The organism is Lysinibacillus parviboronicapiens (assembly GCF_003049575.1).
GTDB lineage: Bacteria > Bacillota > Bacilli > Bacillales_A > Planococcaceae > Lysinibacillus > Lysinibacillus parviboronicapiens.
The window spans coordinates 163,858-179,415 of sequence record NZ_PYWI01000002.1 but is presented as its reverse complement, the minus strand read 5'-3'; the positions used below and the strand labels follow the sequence as shown (position 1 = coordinate 179,415).

The window sequence follows — 15,558 nt, the reverse complement described above, 5'->3', positions numbered from 1 at the left end:
TCATTAAAAAATAAATGGGAAAGGTCGCTATTAGTACCTTTTATAGCCCGTATTACATATCCGATAAATTAGGCGTTAACTGTTTCTAATGCTTTTGCCACTTTTTTCATCAGATCGACAACACGCGCTGAGTAGCCCCACTCGTTGTCATACCAAGCAAGAACTTTCACTTTACGGTCGCCCATTACCATAGTCGAAAGACCATCTACTGTTGATGAGAAAGTTGTTGTATTGTAATCAATCGATACAAGCGGCTCGATTGAGAGGTTTAAGATGCCTTTCATTGGCCCCTCAGTAGCAGCTTTCACAAATGCAGCATTCACAGATTCTACTGTTACGTCTGTATTTAAATCTACAACAAGGTCAACTAATGATACGTTTGGTGTTGGAACACGAAGTGCCATACCATGAATTTTGCCATCTAACTCTGGTAACACTAATCGTAATGCTTTTGCAGCACCTGTTGATGTTGGAATGATGGATTGTGCGCAACCACGTGCACGACGTAAGTCTTTGTGCGGATTGTCTAGGTTCTTTTGGTCATTTGTATAAGCGTGAACTGTTGTCATTAAACCGCTCTCGATACCAAATGTGTCATTCAATACTTTTGCCACTGGCGCTAAGCAGTTTGTTGTACAAGAAGCGTTAGAAATAACGTCATGTTTTTCAACATCCAGTTTTTCATCGTTTACACCTAACACAATTGTGATGTCTTCATTTTTACCTGGTGCTGTCAAGATGACTTTTTTTGCTCCCGCTTCTAAGTGCATTGCTGCTTTCTCACGCTCATTGAATTTACCAGTTGCTTCGATAACGATATCCACACCCATTTTTGCCCATGGTAATTGTAAAGGATCACGTTCGCTAATAATTTGCACGTGTTTACCGTTTACAATTAAAGCATCGCCTGCAGGTTCAATCGTACCTTCGAATGTTCCGTGATTTGTGTCATACTTAATCAAATGTGCTAACGTTTCAGCTGGATAGCTCGCGTTAATCGCAACGATATTTAAATCTTCTTGTACGATCGCTTGGCGGAAAACCATACGTCCGATACGTCCGAAACCATTAATAGCAATTGATACTGTCATTTATAAAATCCTCCTGTGAGTACGTACTCATATTAATTATACTTTATGCTGATTAGTATAACACAATTTTAAAAAAGATGAACATTATATACTCATAATAAAAAAGTTCTTATTTTCTGAAAAATAAATGACCAATAAGTTCCTCTCATACTAACGGATACTCCACCGTAGCAACCGTTTGCTTCAACTAAAAAATCGAAGAAAACTCCCATCGATGAAAGTTTTTACTTTATTTTTATTATGGCGCTTACACGCAAAAAAATGCGTAGCGATATGTTCTCGCTACGCACTTAATATTAAAGAACGCCCCAATGGTGCAGGATTTTCTTTAGTTGCTCTTCCGTTTGTTCCAGATTTTCATTATTGTAAATCACTGCATGAGCACCTTTTTCCTTTACGGACAATGGCAACTGGGAATGAATGCGGGCTAACGCATCCTCCTTCGTTAAATGATTACGTTCCATTAAACGGCGGAGTTGCACATCTTCTCTGACTGATACAACGATAATGAGCTCTACGAAATGCTGTAATTTACTTTCAAACAGCAGTGGAATATCCATAACAATATGTTTTTGACCCGCTTTTATAAAAGCATCGCGTTGACGAAGCATTTCTTCCCGAATAGCAGGATGCATAATATCATTTAAGATTTTACGCTTTGCAGGCTCATGGAAAATGATTTCGCCAAGCTTCGCGCGATTTAAACTACCATCTTCAAGTAAGATATCTTCACCAAAATTTTCAGCAATTAATGTTAACGTCTTTGTACCTGGTTCTACGACATCACGTGCTACAATATCCGCATCGACAATCGGTAAACCGAGCGCTGTCATCATTTTCGCTACTGTACTTTTTCCGCTCGCAATACTTCCTGTTAGTCCGATAATCATAGTAAATTCCCCTTTAATGTTGACAATTTGGGCAAAAGACTGATGTGCGCCCGCCAATCGTCATTTGACTCGTGTCGGTTCCACACTCAAGGCATATCTTCTTCCCATACATTTTTAGACGGTTTTGCATGCTTCCTGCCCCACCGTTAATATTGCGATAGTCTGAAATTGTTGAACCACCAGCTTCAATACTTTGACGTAGCACTGCTACAATCGCCTCAAATAATTGACGTTTCCGCTTTTCACTAATACGATTCATCTTGCGAGCAGGATGAATTTTTTGAGCAAACAAAGCTTCAGTGGCATATATATTGCCACAGCCAGAAATCACTTGCCCATCCATAATCACTTCTTTAACAGCCTTTTTCTCGTATTTCGGTAGCAACGATTTGGCAATAAAGAAATCACTTGCTGCCTCATCAAACGGCTCAGGTGCCATTTTTGTGAGAGGGGCATGATCTGCTAGTTGTGCTAAAAAACGTAGTTCACCAAAGCGACGAATATCAGAGTATATTAAATAGCCTCCATCTGTCATTTGGAATGTTGCATGAATATGCTTTTTAAATTTAGCCTCCCCGATTTCCTCAGGTGAATTGACCACGAACCACGCACCAGTCATCCCTAAATGACTCACTAAAATATAAGACACATCCTCTTTTAACAGATGAAAAAAGATGTATTTTGCACGACGCTCAATCTTTTGAATCGTCATTTGCGTTAGTGCCATTTCAAAAGCATCCGGCTCCGATTGTTTAACGATACATTGTTTTCCCTCACTAAAGGAAAAGCGAATAATTTCAGATAACTGAACCTGTTTAATTGTACGTCCTTCAATTTCAGGTTTTAACGCCTGTACAACACCTTCCACCTCTGGTAATTCAGGCATTTATAACACCTCCTACTTCGCTTCGTACCATGTTGCCCCATAGTTGAAGTCCACTTTTAGTGGCACAGTAAGCTTGATGGCATTCTCCATTACGTCTGGTACGATTTTTTCAAGTAAGGCAATCTCTTCTCTTGGTGCTTCGAAGATTAATTCATCGTGCACTTGTAAAAGAAGCTTTGCCTGCATATTTTCTTTTTTCAAACGAGCATCCATATCAATCATCGCTTTTTTAATAATGTCCGCTGCACTACCTTGAATTGGCGTATTCATGGCTGTGCGCTCCGCAAAGCTTCGTAGATTAAAGTTCGAACTAGTAATATCAGGCAGATAGCGACGTCGATTTAAAATGGTTGTCACAAAGCCATTAAATTTGGCATCCTGTACGATTTCATCCATATAGCGCTTCACACCCGGGAAACTTGCAAAATACTTGTCAATAAATGTAGCAGCTTCTTTACGCGTGATATCTAAATTTTGCGATAAACCATAATCACTAATTCCGTAAACTATTCCAAAATTAACTGCTTTAGCAGCTCGACGCATATTGCTATCGACTTCTTCGGCCGATACGTGGAAGACATCCATTGCAGTACGTGTATGCACATCCATACCTTCACGGAAAGCTTCTACTAAGTTTGGATCTTCAGTCATATGAGCAAGTACGCGCAGTTCGATTTGCGAATAATCGGCAGAGAATAAAATCCAATCCTCTTGTGAAGGTACAAATGCCTGACGAATTTTACGCCCTTCCTCCAAACGGATAGGAATGTTTTGCAAGTTCGGGTCTGTCGAGCTCAGGCGTCCTGTTGCTGTTAGTGCCTGTTGGAAGCGCGTATGCACCTTGCTATCTTTTTTATGAATTTCTTTTAGTAGACCCTCAATATATGTGGATTGTAACTTGCCTAATTGACGGTACAATAAAATATGTTCAATAATGGCATGCTCAGGTTTTAATTTTTCTAATACATCTGCAGCTGTGGAGTAGCCTGTCTTTGTTTTTTTAATTACTGGAAGGCCAAGCTTATCAAAGAGTATAACCCCTAGCTGTTTTGGTGAATTAATATTAAATGCCTCGCCTGCTTCAGCATAAATAGCTTGCTCTATAACTACTAACTTCTCATTCAGCTCCTGCCCCATTTCTTCCAGCGTGGCACGGTTCACGGTAATACCTTCACTTTCCATATCACTTAAGATGGCTGCAAGGGGAAGTTCTAAATTTTTATAAAGGTCATACTGTTCGTTTTCACGCAATAATTCCTCAAGCTTGGGTTGTAATGTCCACACAGTAAAGGCTTTACGGCTTGCATGTTCTGCAAGTACCTCTGTGTCTGGCACAGCACGTTTTGCTCCTTTTCCGTAAACGGATTCATTGGCTTGTACATCACGATAGCCAACATCCTTTGCAAGGGTTGCTACATCATCGCCACTGAGTGCAGGATTATTAATGTAGGATGCAAGCAGTAAATCAAAGTCAACACCTGCTAAACGAATACCCTCACGCTTTAACGCTGCCTGAGATGCTTTTGAATCTGCCATATACTTCACCTTTGTGGCATCTTCTAACCAGCGACGAAGTACATCTGATTTTACCGCAACATCAAACGGAACATATTTTGTAGCTGTACCGTCTGTAAAAGCAATCCCAAGTTGCTGACATGTATGGTAGTGCTCGTCCGCAAGCTCTACATGCAGTGCCATTACATCCTTTAGGAACTCAGGTTTTACTTCTTGGACAATATCATAGGCAAATGGCGCACGTTCTTCTTCTTCAACCGTAAAATCACTTTTTTCGAGCAGTGATTTAAAGCCAAGCTCTTGCCATACATCGATTAACGCTTCTTCATTCGGACCGCTGTAGCTAAGCTCTGTCAGTGCTATTTCAATCGGTGCCTCTGTAAAAATCGTTGCCAGCTGTTTACTCATAATTGCCTGTTCTTCGTTCGCCACAAGCTTTTCTTTCATTTTAGAAGCCTTTACGGAATCCATCGCCTCGTAAAGTGCCTCAACAGATCCGTACTCTTTTAACAATTTAACCGCAGTCTTTTCACCCACGCCTGGTACACCTGGAATATTGTCGGAAGCATCCCCCATTAGACCCTTCATATCAATGATTTGCAATGGCGTTAAGCCGTATTTTTCCTCGATAAAGGCAGGGGTATTTTTTTCAATTTCCGTTATACCCTTTTTCGTAATATACACGGTTACCTGTTCTGTTGCGAGCTGTGTTAGGTCGCGGTCTCCAGACACGATAATAACGTCGATCTCCTGAGACGCCGCTTCCTTAGCCAATGTCCCAATAATATCGTCTGCTTCATACATTTCAAGCTCATAGCGCTTAATACCATAGGCATCGATTAGCTTGCGTATATAGGGAAACTGCTCAGACAATTCTGGTGGGGTTTTTTGACGTCCACCTTTATATTCTGTAAACGTATCATGACGGAAAGTAGTCTTTCCCGCATCAAAGGCAACGAGCATCTTTGTCGGCTGCTCCTCCTCCAAAATTCTTTGTAACATTGTCGTAAATCCGTATACTGCATTGGTATGAATTCCACTATCATTCGTTAACAATGGCAACGCAAAAAACGCGCGATACGCTAAACTATTGCCGTCCAATAATAACAATTTTTCCTTTGTCATTTTATATTCCTCCTGCGTTGTCGTCGTCATTCTATTGTAAAACGAAAACGTATGTTTGAAAATGCCTCTTCCCATTACTTTATCGGGAAAACAAACTTTTTACCAATCATAGAGACGAAATTTCGTTAAAATTTATAAATAACATAAATCAGGAGCAATTCGCATTCACATGATCACAAAAAAAGCCAATTGCACATACGTTGCAATCGACTTCCCACACAATATTAACTCACTCTACTTGCTTGATCTTTACGAAAGAAAATTTCCTCGTAAATAACCGTCATGATAAAAGCATTCATAAAAGCAATCACTAAAAATAAAGGCATGCCACCAAGCTCAGGCTGTGTAAGCTCTGAACTAAATACCATGACAGTACCAATTTGCGCCATGAAGAAAATAAATCCAACCCCAACCTGCCAAATAGGACGCTGTACTTTGCGTTTCTCGTACCAGAACATTTTTTTAAATGCCTTACGTACATCTTCTGCGATCACTAAACCTAATAAAACTAAAACTACAAAAAATACCGGTATATAATAAACACTTTTCGTCACCCATGCAAAATCCGTTATGCGGAAGAAAAGTGTAAACAACGATGCCATACTACAAGCTATCCCTAAATTTTGGAGCCATGTGCTAATTTGTAATTTCACAGCTATTACCCCCATTTATCATTTCTAAACATCATAATTCTATCAGAAAATAGCTATCTATGAAACACTAAATTATGAATTTACTATAACAAAAAAAGCGGAAATCACGTACTTTATACGTACGTGATTGCCACTTTTACAAATCCCTGCAAGGATTACTAGATTATTGTATATAGCCCGATAAAAGTTTCGCATAAGGTGAGGTTGATGGCAAAATAATGACCGTATCTTCACCTACAGTTTTCTTATATGATTCAAGCGTACGATACAGTGAATAAAACTCAGGATCTTTTGAGAATGAGCTATTATAAATTTTGGCCGCCTCAGCTTCTCCTTCGGCTTGTATTAAAGATGCTTCTTTATTTGCCGTAGCAAGCATTTCCTGCACTTGACGATCTGTTTGTGCTTCAATGCGCCGTTTTTCTGCATCCCCTTCGGATAAGTAAAGCTGTGCAATAGATTGACGCTCAGATACCATCCTTGTGTAAACAGATTGCTCATTTTCAGATGGTAAATCGGTACGACGAATTCGAACATCGACTACTTCAATACCATATTTGTCATTTAACAATAGTTCATTGACACGTTCAGTGACACGATCATTTAAGCTACCACGAGAGGAATTTTCATCATTAATTATTTCTTCATACTTTAATTGCCCAAGTTCCGTACGAATAACTGAATAGATAAACTCCTCCATACGAGATTCTGCTTTGCTCAGTGTACCAGCATTTGAAATAAGTGCCTTCGGATCTGTAATACGCCACACTGCATAGTTATCGATAATTATCCGTTTTTTATCTTTTGTATTAATTTCCTCTTCAGAAATATCATATGTCATTTGGTTTTTTGGTAATCTTGTCACACTTTGAATAAACGGTACTGTCATATTCAATCCTGGCTCACGCTCAAATTTTACCACTTCACCAAATTGACGTACAACGGCATACTCCGATTCTTTCACAATATAAACATTTGCAAATAAAATTACTACAATCGCAAATACAACAGTTAAAGTAACAACTAGCGAAAGAAGTTTCTTCGGATTTAGCGGACTCTTTTTAGACATTTTCACAACGTTGTCGCCCTTGTCACCATCACTAGAAGCGGTAGTTTTTGATTTACCTGATAAAAAACTTAGAAATTTATCAAGGTCCTTATTTTTTTGATCCATTAGTTACCGCTCCCCTCTTTTGTCTCTTTTGTCTCTTTTGTCTCTGTAGACTTTTGCTGTTCTGTTGGTTGCAATGCTTGCAATGGTAAGTACTTCATGGTACTGCCATCATCATTCATAAAGTATATTTGTGCTTTCGGTAGGACGTTTTCAAGTGTTTCCAATACTAAGCGCTCACGTGTAATTTGTTGATTGCCTTTATATTGCTCATACATTTTATTAAAGACAGCTACATCACCTTGGGCTTGCTCTGTTCGCGCCTTTTTCGCACCTTCAGCCTTTGAAATGATGGCATCCTTTTCACCTTCTGCTTCACTGATGCGTTGGTTTTTATACTTTTGTGCTTCATTAGTTTTGGTGTTTTTTGTTTCACGTGCATCTGTTACCGCTGTAAAGGCTGCTCGTACTTCTGAATTTGGTAGCTCTACATCTTGCAATTTAACGCCCAAAATCCCAACACCAATATCATATTTTTCTACTAATGATACGAGTAAATCTCGAGTATTTGCTTCAATCTCTGCCTTTCCATCTGTTAGCGCTGCATCAATAGTTGAACTGCCGATAATTGAACGAATCGCGCTTGATGTGGCACTATGTAAAATTTCTTCTGGATCTTGTGCATTGAATAAATACTTGCGTGGATCTGTAATTTTCCATTGCACAACAAGATCCGTTAAGACTATATTTTCATCTCCCGTAATCATTTTGATTTCAGCATCATAAGCTTCCATTTCTCCAGCCTTATTTTGTTTATAACCAAACTGTAAACTAAATGTTTCTTTCGATAAAATCTCAACCGACTGTACTGGCCAAGGTAATTTAAAATGTAAACCAGGATTTGTAACCATATCATCAGCACGACCAAATGTAACGACAACTGCTTGCTCCGATTCATCCACTGTATACCACGATGTAAAGACAGCGATCAGTGCCACAATGCCGAAAATTCCAAGTCCCACCATCATTAGTGTTCTTTTCACACTCATGTCTGTTCCTCCCTTTTACTTAGTACTATTGTTTACGGGAAAACTTACAAAAAGTTTCAAGAAAATAATATTTTTTGAGCTTTTCACACAGTTATATAAATCAAAATATCCTGTCACCAATTAAGGCAACAGGATATTCATTACAAATTGTTCGAATATAGGGAAAAACATTGTAGATAAAACTATACTAATTAATGCCGCAACAACCATGGCAAGACTTGCAAAAGTACCTTCCAACTCACCAAACTCAAATGCTTTTGAAGTCCCTGTTCCGTGCGCCCCCATCCCTAGCATTAAACCTTTTGCGGATGGTGAACGGAAATGACTTATGCGAATAATGATTGGGGCAAGTAAACTACCAAGTATACCCGTCGTCATCACGAAAACAGCCGTAAGTGTAGGAGAACCACCAATCATATTTGAAATATCCATGGCGATTGGTGTTGTAACAGACCGTGGTACTAAGCTATGCACTAATTTGTCATTTAGGCCAACCACTAATGCGATGAAAAATGATGATATAATCGCAACAGCCGAACCAATAGCAATACTAAGAAAAATTTCAAAGGCATGTTGTTTTAGAAGCGAGAAATTTTTATAAATCGGTACGGCAAAGGCAATTGTCGCCGGCCCAAGTAAGTTTGTTAAAATATTGGCTCCTGCATTATAGGAATCATAGGATGTTCCTGTTAGCAGCAAAACAAAGATGATGACTAGCGGTGTTATGAGCATAGGCGTTAGCCATTCCTTTTTAAACTTTTGATAGAAGACTTTGCAAGTGTAAAAAATGGCAATTGTCCCTAGTAAACTAACTACAGCAATCAGGATACTCATGCAGCATTCCCCTTCTTTCGTTGCTCTAGCCATTGGGCTGTGTAACCCGTTACGAGCATGACAACAATGGCACTCACTACGATGACAAGAACGACTTTCACGCCCTGAACACCGAATAATGCATCATAATCGATAACACCAATTGCAGATGGAATGAAAAACAATAGTAATTCACTCAGTAATAATCCAGCACCTAGCTCAATCCATTCAAGTTTTATGATATGGAACTGTAATAATAAAAACAATAATATTAAACCTATTATGCTCCCTGGAATCGGCAAGTGAAGTAAACGTGCAATACTATTTCCGATAAATAATAATATATAAAGATAGCCAATTTGCACGAGACTTTTGGCGATTTTCATGGTCAACCTTCTCTCAATCTTATTATGCTACTATACTTTACACCTCTTTTGCGTAAGAGTAAAACACAAAAAGAACCCATCTCCAAAAAACTTTGGAAATAGATTCTTTATGCGGTGTAGCAACAACTATAAAATGAAACTCCAATCAGTGGAGGGATTTCTACATTCCCCACAATAAATAGAGGAATACAAGCTACAACCTTCACATCCTGTGAAAAGGCTTGTGTGACCAACATCCTGTTGCCCCGAACCAATTGGGCTTTTACGGTCAGTTGATCGATAACCAAGTTGACTCGTGCTCATCTTTCAACTTGAGGTGGGCGTTTTGTACCTGACGCTTCGCTTTCGGAACAGATAAATTACTGACCGTTATGCGGGATAAAACATCTATGCATGTGCATGAATGCTTAGCAAGCAACTTTTCGTCTTATCAAACTATATAGGGGGTTTCTATAAATTAGTATAGCCCCGTAATGTGAATCTTACATGCTATTATTGTAAAGAATTCGTTAATTCTTTAGGAATCATGACAATCATTTTTGTTCCGACGCCAACTTCACTTTCCACTTGAATACGCCCATGATGTGCCTCCACTAAATGCTTGACAATGGCAAGTCCTAAGCCTGTCCCACCAGAATTTCGACTTCGGGCACGGTCTACTCGATAAAATCGTTCAAAGACACGAGCAATTTCATGTTTTTCAATTCCGATACCTTCATCCTCAATTTCTAGAATGCCGTATGTTTCATCTTCCTTCAATCGAATTGTCACAGTCGTATTTTCTGGTGAATATGTTATCGCATTGGTAATTAAATTCATAACAATTTGTATAATGCGATTGGCGTCACCCATTACCTCTACATCACGTGCAATATCAACGTTAAAGCTCATATTTTTCTCATCCAGACGTGGGCCAGTTAGCTCTGCTCCTCGTATAAGCACATCTTGTAAATACATAGGCATAATATTAACAGTAAAACCATGTTGTTCAATTTTCGAAAGCTCTAGTAAATCTTGAATGAGCATTTGTAGACGATTACTTTCTTTATGAATAATCTCTAAAAATGACAGCAACATCTTTTCATCCTTATAGGCTCCGTCCAGCAATGTCTCCGAAAAACCTTTAATAGATGTAATAGGCGTACGAAGTTCATGGGAGACATTTGCGACAAAGTCTTTCCGAATTTGCTCTAAACGCACAAGCTCCGTAATATCATGCATAACAATCACAACTCCGAGCCATCGTCCGTGATCACCGATGACCGGTGCACCATATACTTCTTTATTATATAGCTCTTGTTGAACTTCCATTTTAATTTGCTGTCGATATGGCATCTCTGTTAAAAACACATGGTCGATAAATTGCTCTAGCGATTTTGGCAAGCCAATTGTACGAAATACCTTTCCTTGTACATCTTCCAGCTGCATGCCAAAGCGCTCCAAAAATACACGATTGACAATCGATATATTACCTTCGCGCCCGATCATCATGAGCGAACTTCCCATGTTCTCGATTAAAGTTTTAAGTCTTTCCTCTTCAACTTCACGAATCGTTGTAATGTCCTGCAAATTTCGCGCCAAAATATTGATAGAATGACTAAGCGGCATCGTGCGTTCCTGCTCATTTTCATGAGCACGTGCTCGATAATTCCCTTTTGCAAGCTCAAGTGCCGTTTCCGTCACATTATCAATAGGTGCAGTGAAATTCACTATCATATAGCGACTTACTATGGCTATTAAAATAATGGTTATGAAAAATAAAATCGCGAGCACTATATAGAGACGCGCATGTAGATAGGATAATAGCGAATCATTATTTTCAATTGTTTGTACTGCTAGTAACGCCTCTTTGTCGTCAGCAGATAATGTAATCTGTCGTTCCTCTAATACTTTTTCTATCGCTTCTTGCATCTGCGGGCTCGCCTGTTCATTGTATTGTTCTATATAAACAGGAAAAAGCTGACCTATAACAATAATTAGGACAGCTAGTATTGTTCCGAGCAATAGCATGAATGTCAAGAATAAGCGGTTGCTCATTGATTTCATGACGATTTCGGCTCCTCAAATTTATAGCCAAGACCACGAATCGTTTTAATAAAGATTGGTTTACGGCTATTTTCTTCAATTTTATCGCGAAGGTGACTAATATGCACATCCACAATACGAGTATCTCCTGCAAAATCATATTTCCATACAGCACTTAATAACTGATCACGCGTTAATACACGGTTTTTATTTTCGAGTAAATAAATAAGAAGCTCAAATTCCTTTGGTGTAAATTCAAGTGCTTCATCTTGTAAAAATACCTCAAAACGCTCAGGATACACACGGAGTTGACCAAATTCATACATTTTTTCTAGCGGTTCATCCTTATCCTCAGCTACTACATTTTGTGTAAAACGTCGTAATACTGCTTTCACACGTGCTAAAACCTCACGTGGGCTAAAGGGCTTCGTCATATAATCATCTGCTCCGAGTTCCAAACCAAGCACCTTATCGAACTCATCATCTTTTGCCGTTAGCATAATAATGGGTGTATTCAAGCGTTGCTGTCGAATTTGCTTACACACTTCCATACCATCTAGCTTCGGCAGCATTAAATCTAATAGCATTAAATCTGGCTGTAGCGCAATAGCCTTCTCTAAACCTTCTTGACCATCCACAGCTGTTTCAACAACATAGCCAGCCTGCTCTAAATTATATTTTAGTAATGTTGCAATTGAAAATTCATCTTCTACAACTAAAATTGTCTTTGTCATGTATAATGCCTCCGTTAGTGATTTGAAACCCCCATTTCAAATCTACAAGACGTTTACTATAACGCAAGTGGTGGCGTTACCAGTAATGTACCTTCAATCACAAGCTGCTTTTGCTCATTATATGAGTTCACTGAAACCGTAATTGTATTTTGTCCTTTATTGACTGCGGTTACCTCTAATAGCGTATCAAATAGTTCATAATGATAGAGTGGACCTAAGTATTTTAGATGCTGTTCAATGATGCGTGCACCTGGTCCAGGGATATACTTCGACACAGCTGACGTAATGATACCATTTAACATAATTGTTGGTACAATGGGCTTTTTAAATGGCGTCATTGCTGCATAATCATGTTGAATATAGAGCGGATTGCTATCATTTGTAAGCCCTAAATAAAGCAATAAATCTTTATCCTCTACTTTTTCAGTAATATGAATTTTCTCGCCAATCGTGATTTCATCTATAGTGAGACCAAGCTTACTGTTCTTTTGAAGCAAAGATACGCCAACCCCTTTTCTATCATACTACCTTCATAGTATCAATTTTATTCTAAAAGTACAATGAAAAGCAGAATAACCATTTCATAAATATGCATACTATGCACTAAGCGTTTAACTTAACGACGGATATGTCAAAGTATCTTCACATCAACTAAATTCTATTAAAGTTAAGTTGTATATTTCTATATCTATAAATGCGTTTTTTGCAGTAAAAAGATGCCACTAGGTCTTGATGCTACAGGTACGCCAAACAACTTCCCTTAATCAATACTTAATTTACAGCATAATAAAAAATCGAGTAGGAATGATTCCCACTCGATTTCATAAACTTTTTATTAAGCTAAAACTTTCATAACTGCTTTTACAGCTTCTGCAGAGCTGTCTAATGCAGCTTTTTCTTTATCCGTTAATTCAAGTTCATAAATTTTTTCAATACCATCTGCACCTAAAAGTGTAGGTACACCTAAGTAAATATCGTTGTAGCCATACTCACCTTCAAGCAGAGCGATAGATGGAAGAATACGTTTTTGGTCTTTAAGAATCGCTTCAGCCATTTCTATAAGTGCAGCAGCTGGAGCGTAATAGGCAGAACCGTTACCAAGTAGGTTTACGATTTCAGCACCACCGTTACGAGTACGGTCAACAATTTCTTGTAAACGCTCAGGAGCGATTAAAGTCTCTAGTGGAATACCACCAGCGAAAGAGTAGCGAGTAAGTGGCACCATTGTATCACCATGCCCGCCTAATACGAATCCTGTGATGTCTTTAACAGAAATGTTAAGTTCTTCGGCGATAAAAGAACGGAAACGAGCTGTATCCAGAACACCAGATTGACCGATTACACGATTTTTAGGGAATCCAGTTTCTTTGTATACAGTGTAAGTCATTGCATCAACTGGGTTTGTCAAAACGAGAATAGTTGCGTTTGGTGAATGAGTCGCAATTTCTTTAGAAACAGTTTTCATAACGCCTTGGTTGATTTGAACTAAGTCGTCACGACTCATACCAGGTTTTCGAGCAACACCTGCAGTGATGATGACTACATCAGAATCCGCAGTATCTGCATAGTCAGAAGTACCTTTAACATAAGAATCAAAACCTTGAATTGGAGCAGCTTCCCACATATCTAAAGCTTTACCTTTTGTTGGGTTTTCAGCTTGAGGAATGTCTACTAATACTACATCACCAAGTTCTTTTTGAGCTGCTAAAAATGCTGCAGTAGCGCCAGTGAATCCGCCACCGATTACTGAGATTTTTTTACGTTTCAAAGACATTTGAATACGCTCCTTTGATTTGGGTTTTATGTTAAAAAAAAAGGGAGGAGAATAACTCTCTCTCCCTTGCTTAAACAAGTTCGTAAACACTTTATTGAAAAAAAGACAATAGTTAAACAAACATATTTCGACAGATTTTGCATTCATTACAGATAATTTTATGCAACTAATGTTGGAAAAATTATAAGTTTTTGATTAGCTCGTCAGCGAACTCAGAACATTTCACTTCTGTAGCACCGTCCATTAGACGTGCAAAGTCGTAAGTTACAACTTTAGAAGAGATTGTTTTTTCAACTGATGCTGTAATGCTATCAGCTGCTTCTTGCCATCCTAAGTGTTCAAGCATTAATACGCCTGAAAGTAATACTGAAGATGGGTTTACTTTATCTAAACCAGCATATTTTGGAGCTGTACCATGAGTAGCTTCGAAGATTGCGTGACCAGTTACGTAGTTAATGTTCGCACCTGGAGCAATACCGATACCACCAACTTGTGCAGCCAGTGCATCAGAAATATAGTCACCGTTTAAGTTCATTGTAGCTACTACATCAAACTCAGTTGGACGAGTTAAGATTTGTTGTAAGAAGATGTCAGCGATAGAATCTTTCACTAAGATTTTACCAGAAGCTAAAGCGTCAGCTTGTGCTTTGTTTGCTGCTTCTTCACCTTGTTCAGCTTTGATTGCATCATATTGATTCCAAGTGAAAGTTTTATCAGCAAATTCAGTTTCAGCTAATTCATAACCCCATTTTTTGAATCCACCTTCAGTGAATTTCATAATGTTCCCTTTGTGAACTAATGTTACAGATGGGCGGTTATGTTTAATAGCATATTCAATAGCAGAACGCACTAAACGCTCAGTACCTTCTTTAGATACAGGTTTTACACCGATACCAGAAGTTTCTGGGAAGCGGATTTGGTTAACACCAAATTCAGTTTGTAGGAAGTTGATGATTTTTTTAGCTTGTTCAGAGCCTGATTCGAACTCGATACCAGCGTAGATGTCTTCAGTGTTTTCGCGGAAGATAACCATTTCAACGTCTTCTGGGCGTTTAACTGGAGAAGGTACTCCGTCAAAGTGACGTACAGGACGTAAGCAAACATATAGATCAAGTTGTTGACGTAATGCTACGTTTAGTGAGCGGATACCGCCACCGATTGGAGTTGTAAGAGGACCTTTGATTGCGATAAGGTATTCGTTAATTTTGTCTAAAGTTTCTTGTGGTAACCATTCACCCGTTTGGTTGAACGCTTTTTCACCAGCTAAAACTTCTAACCATTCGATTTTCTTTTCACCGTTATAAGCTTTTTCAACAGCTGCGTCAATAACACGAGATGCTGCAGCCCAAATATCTGGACCGATTCCATCACCTTCGATGAACGGGATTACTGGATTGTTTGGTACATTAAGTACGCCATTTTCAACTACAATTTTGTTTGACATTATTGTTGCCTCCTAAATTCATAATCATAGGACTGTGTTATAGGTAACACAGTCCCAAATAT

Annotated in this window: 14 protein-coding genes; all 14 read right to left on the bottom strand. The window is 38.7% G+C overall.

What is annotated here, in order from left to right; all coding sequences use genetic code 11:
- Positions 1 to 68: 68 nt before the first annotated feature.
- The gene (locus C9J35_RS03240; protein ID WP_107923413.1) at positions 69 to 1,091 is read right to left on the bottom strand and encodes a glyceraldehyde-3-phosphate dehydrogenase; all 1,023 of its coding nucleotides are present in this window, start codon (positions 1,089 to 1,091) and stop codon (positions 69 to 71) included.
- A gap of 296 nt (positions 1,092 to 1,387) precedes the next feature.
- On the bottom strand, positions 1,388 to 1,981 hold the full coding sequence (gene coaE, locus C9J35_RS03235; protein WP_107923412.1) for a dephospho-CoA kinase: 594 nt from the start codon (positions 1,979 to 1,981) through the stop codon (positions 1,388 to 1,390).
- Positions 1,982 to 1,994: 13 nt separating this feature from the next.
- Positions 1,995 to 2,867 (bottom strand): bifunctional DNA-formamidopyrimidine glycosylase/DNA-(apurinic or apyrimidinic site) lyase, encoded by an 873-nt coding sequence (mutM, locus tag C9J35_RS03230; RefSeq protein ID WP_107923411.1) that lies wholly within the window; start codon positions 2,865 to 2,867, stop codon positions 1,995 to 1,997.
- Between the two features lie 12 nt (positions 2,868 to 2,879).
- A complete protein-coding gene (polA, locus tag C9J35_RS03225; RefSeq protein ID WP_107923410.1) occupies positions 2,880 to 5,507 on the bottom strand; it encodes a DNA polymerase I in 2,628 nt (875 codons plus the stop codon).
- 224 nt (positions 5,508 to 5,731) lie between these two features.
- Positions 5,732 to 6,160: a DNA polymerase I gene (locus C9J35_RS03220; protein ID WP_107923409.1), complete on the bottom strand. Its 429-nt coding sequence runs from the start codon at positions 6,158 to 6,160 to the stop codon at positions 5,732 to 5,734.
- A 163-nt stretch (positions 6,161 to 6,323) separates the two neighbouring features.
- Positions 6,324 to 7,334 (bottom strand): protease modulator HflC, encoded by a 1,011-nt coding sequence (hflC, locus tag C9J35_RS03215; protein ID WP_107923408.1) that lies wholly within the window; start codon positions 7,332 to 7,334, stop codon positions 6,324 to 6,326.
- Entirely contained in the window at positions 7,334 to 8,320 is a 987-nt protein-coding gene (gene hflK / locus C9J35_RS03210; RefSeq protein ID WP_107923407.1) for an FtsH protease activity modulator HflK, read from the bottom strand. Before hflK ends, hflC begins: the two co-directional genes overlap by 1 nt.
- 120 nt (positions 8,321 to 8,440) lie before the next feature.
- Positions 8,441 to 9,154 carry an LrgB family protein gene (locus C9J35_RS03205; RefSeq protein WP_107923406.1) on the bottom strand — a complete coding sequence of 238 codons (714 nt, stop codon included), beginning with the start codon at positions 9,152 to 9,154 and terminating at the stop codon, positions 8,441 to 8,443.
- Positions 9,151 to 9,519 carry a CidA/LrgA family holin-like protein gene (locus tag C9J35_RS03200; RefSeq protein ID WP_054767261.1) on the bottom strand — a complete coding sequence of 123 codons (369 nt, stop codon included), beginning with the start codon at positions 9,517 to 9,519 and terminating at the stop codon, positions 9,151 to 9,153. The genes C9J35_RS03205 and C9J35_RS03200 overlap by 4 nt, the downstream gene beginning before the upstream one ends.
- Before the next feature lie 492 nt (positions 9,520 to 10,011).
- Positions 10,012 to 11,565 (bottom strand): two-component system histidine kinase PnpS, encoded by a 1,554-nt coding sequence (gene pnpS, locus C9J35_RS03195; RefSeq protein ID WP_054767260.1) that lies wholly within the window; start codon positions 11,563 to 11,565, stop codon positions 10,012 to 10,014.
- On the bottom strand, positions 11,562 to 12,278 hold the full coding sequence (locus C9J35_RS03190) for a response regulator transcription factor (protein ID WP_107923405.1): 717 nt from the start codon (positions 12,276 to 12,278) through the stop codon (positions 11,562 to 11,564). Before C9J35_RS03190 ends, pnpS begins: the two co-directional genes overlap by 4 nt.
- Positions 12,279 to 12,334: 56 nt before the next feature.
- On the bottom strand, positions 12,335 to 12,775 hold the full coding sequence (locus tag C9J35_RS03185) for a MaoC/PaaZ C-terminal domain-containing protein (RefSeq protein ID WP_054767259.1): 441 nt from the start codon (positions 12,773 to 12,775) through the stop codon (positions 12,335 to 12,337).
- A 338-nt stretch (positions 12,776 to 13,113) separates the two neighbouring features.
- Positions 13,114 to 14,052, bottom strand: coding sequence for a malate dehydrogenase (gene mdh, locus C9J35_RS03180; protein WP_107923404.1), 939 nt, complete (start codon positions 14,050 to 14,052; stop codon positions 13,114 to 13,116).
- 181 nt (positions 14,053 to 14,233) lie between these two features.
- On the bottom strand, positions 14,234 to 15,496 hold the full coding sequence (icd, locus tag C9J35_RS03175; protein WP_107923403.1) for an NADP-dependent isocitrate dehydrogenase: 1,263 nt from the start codon (positions 15,494 to 15,496) through the stop codon (positions 14,234 to 14,236).
- Positions 15,497 to 15,558 lie beyond the last annotated feature (62 nt).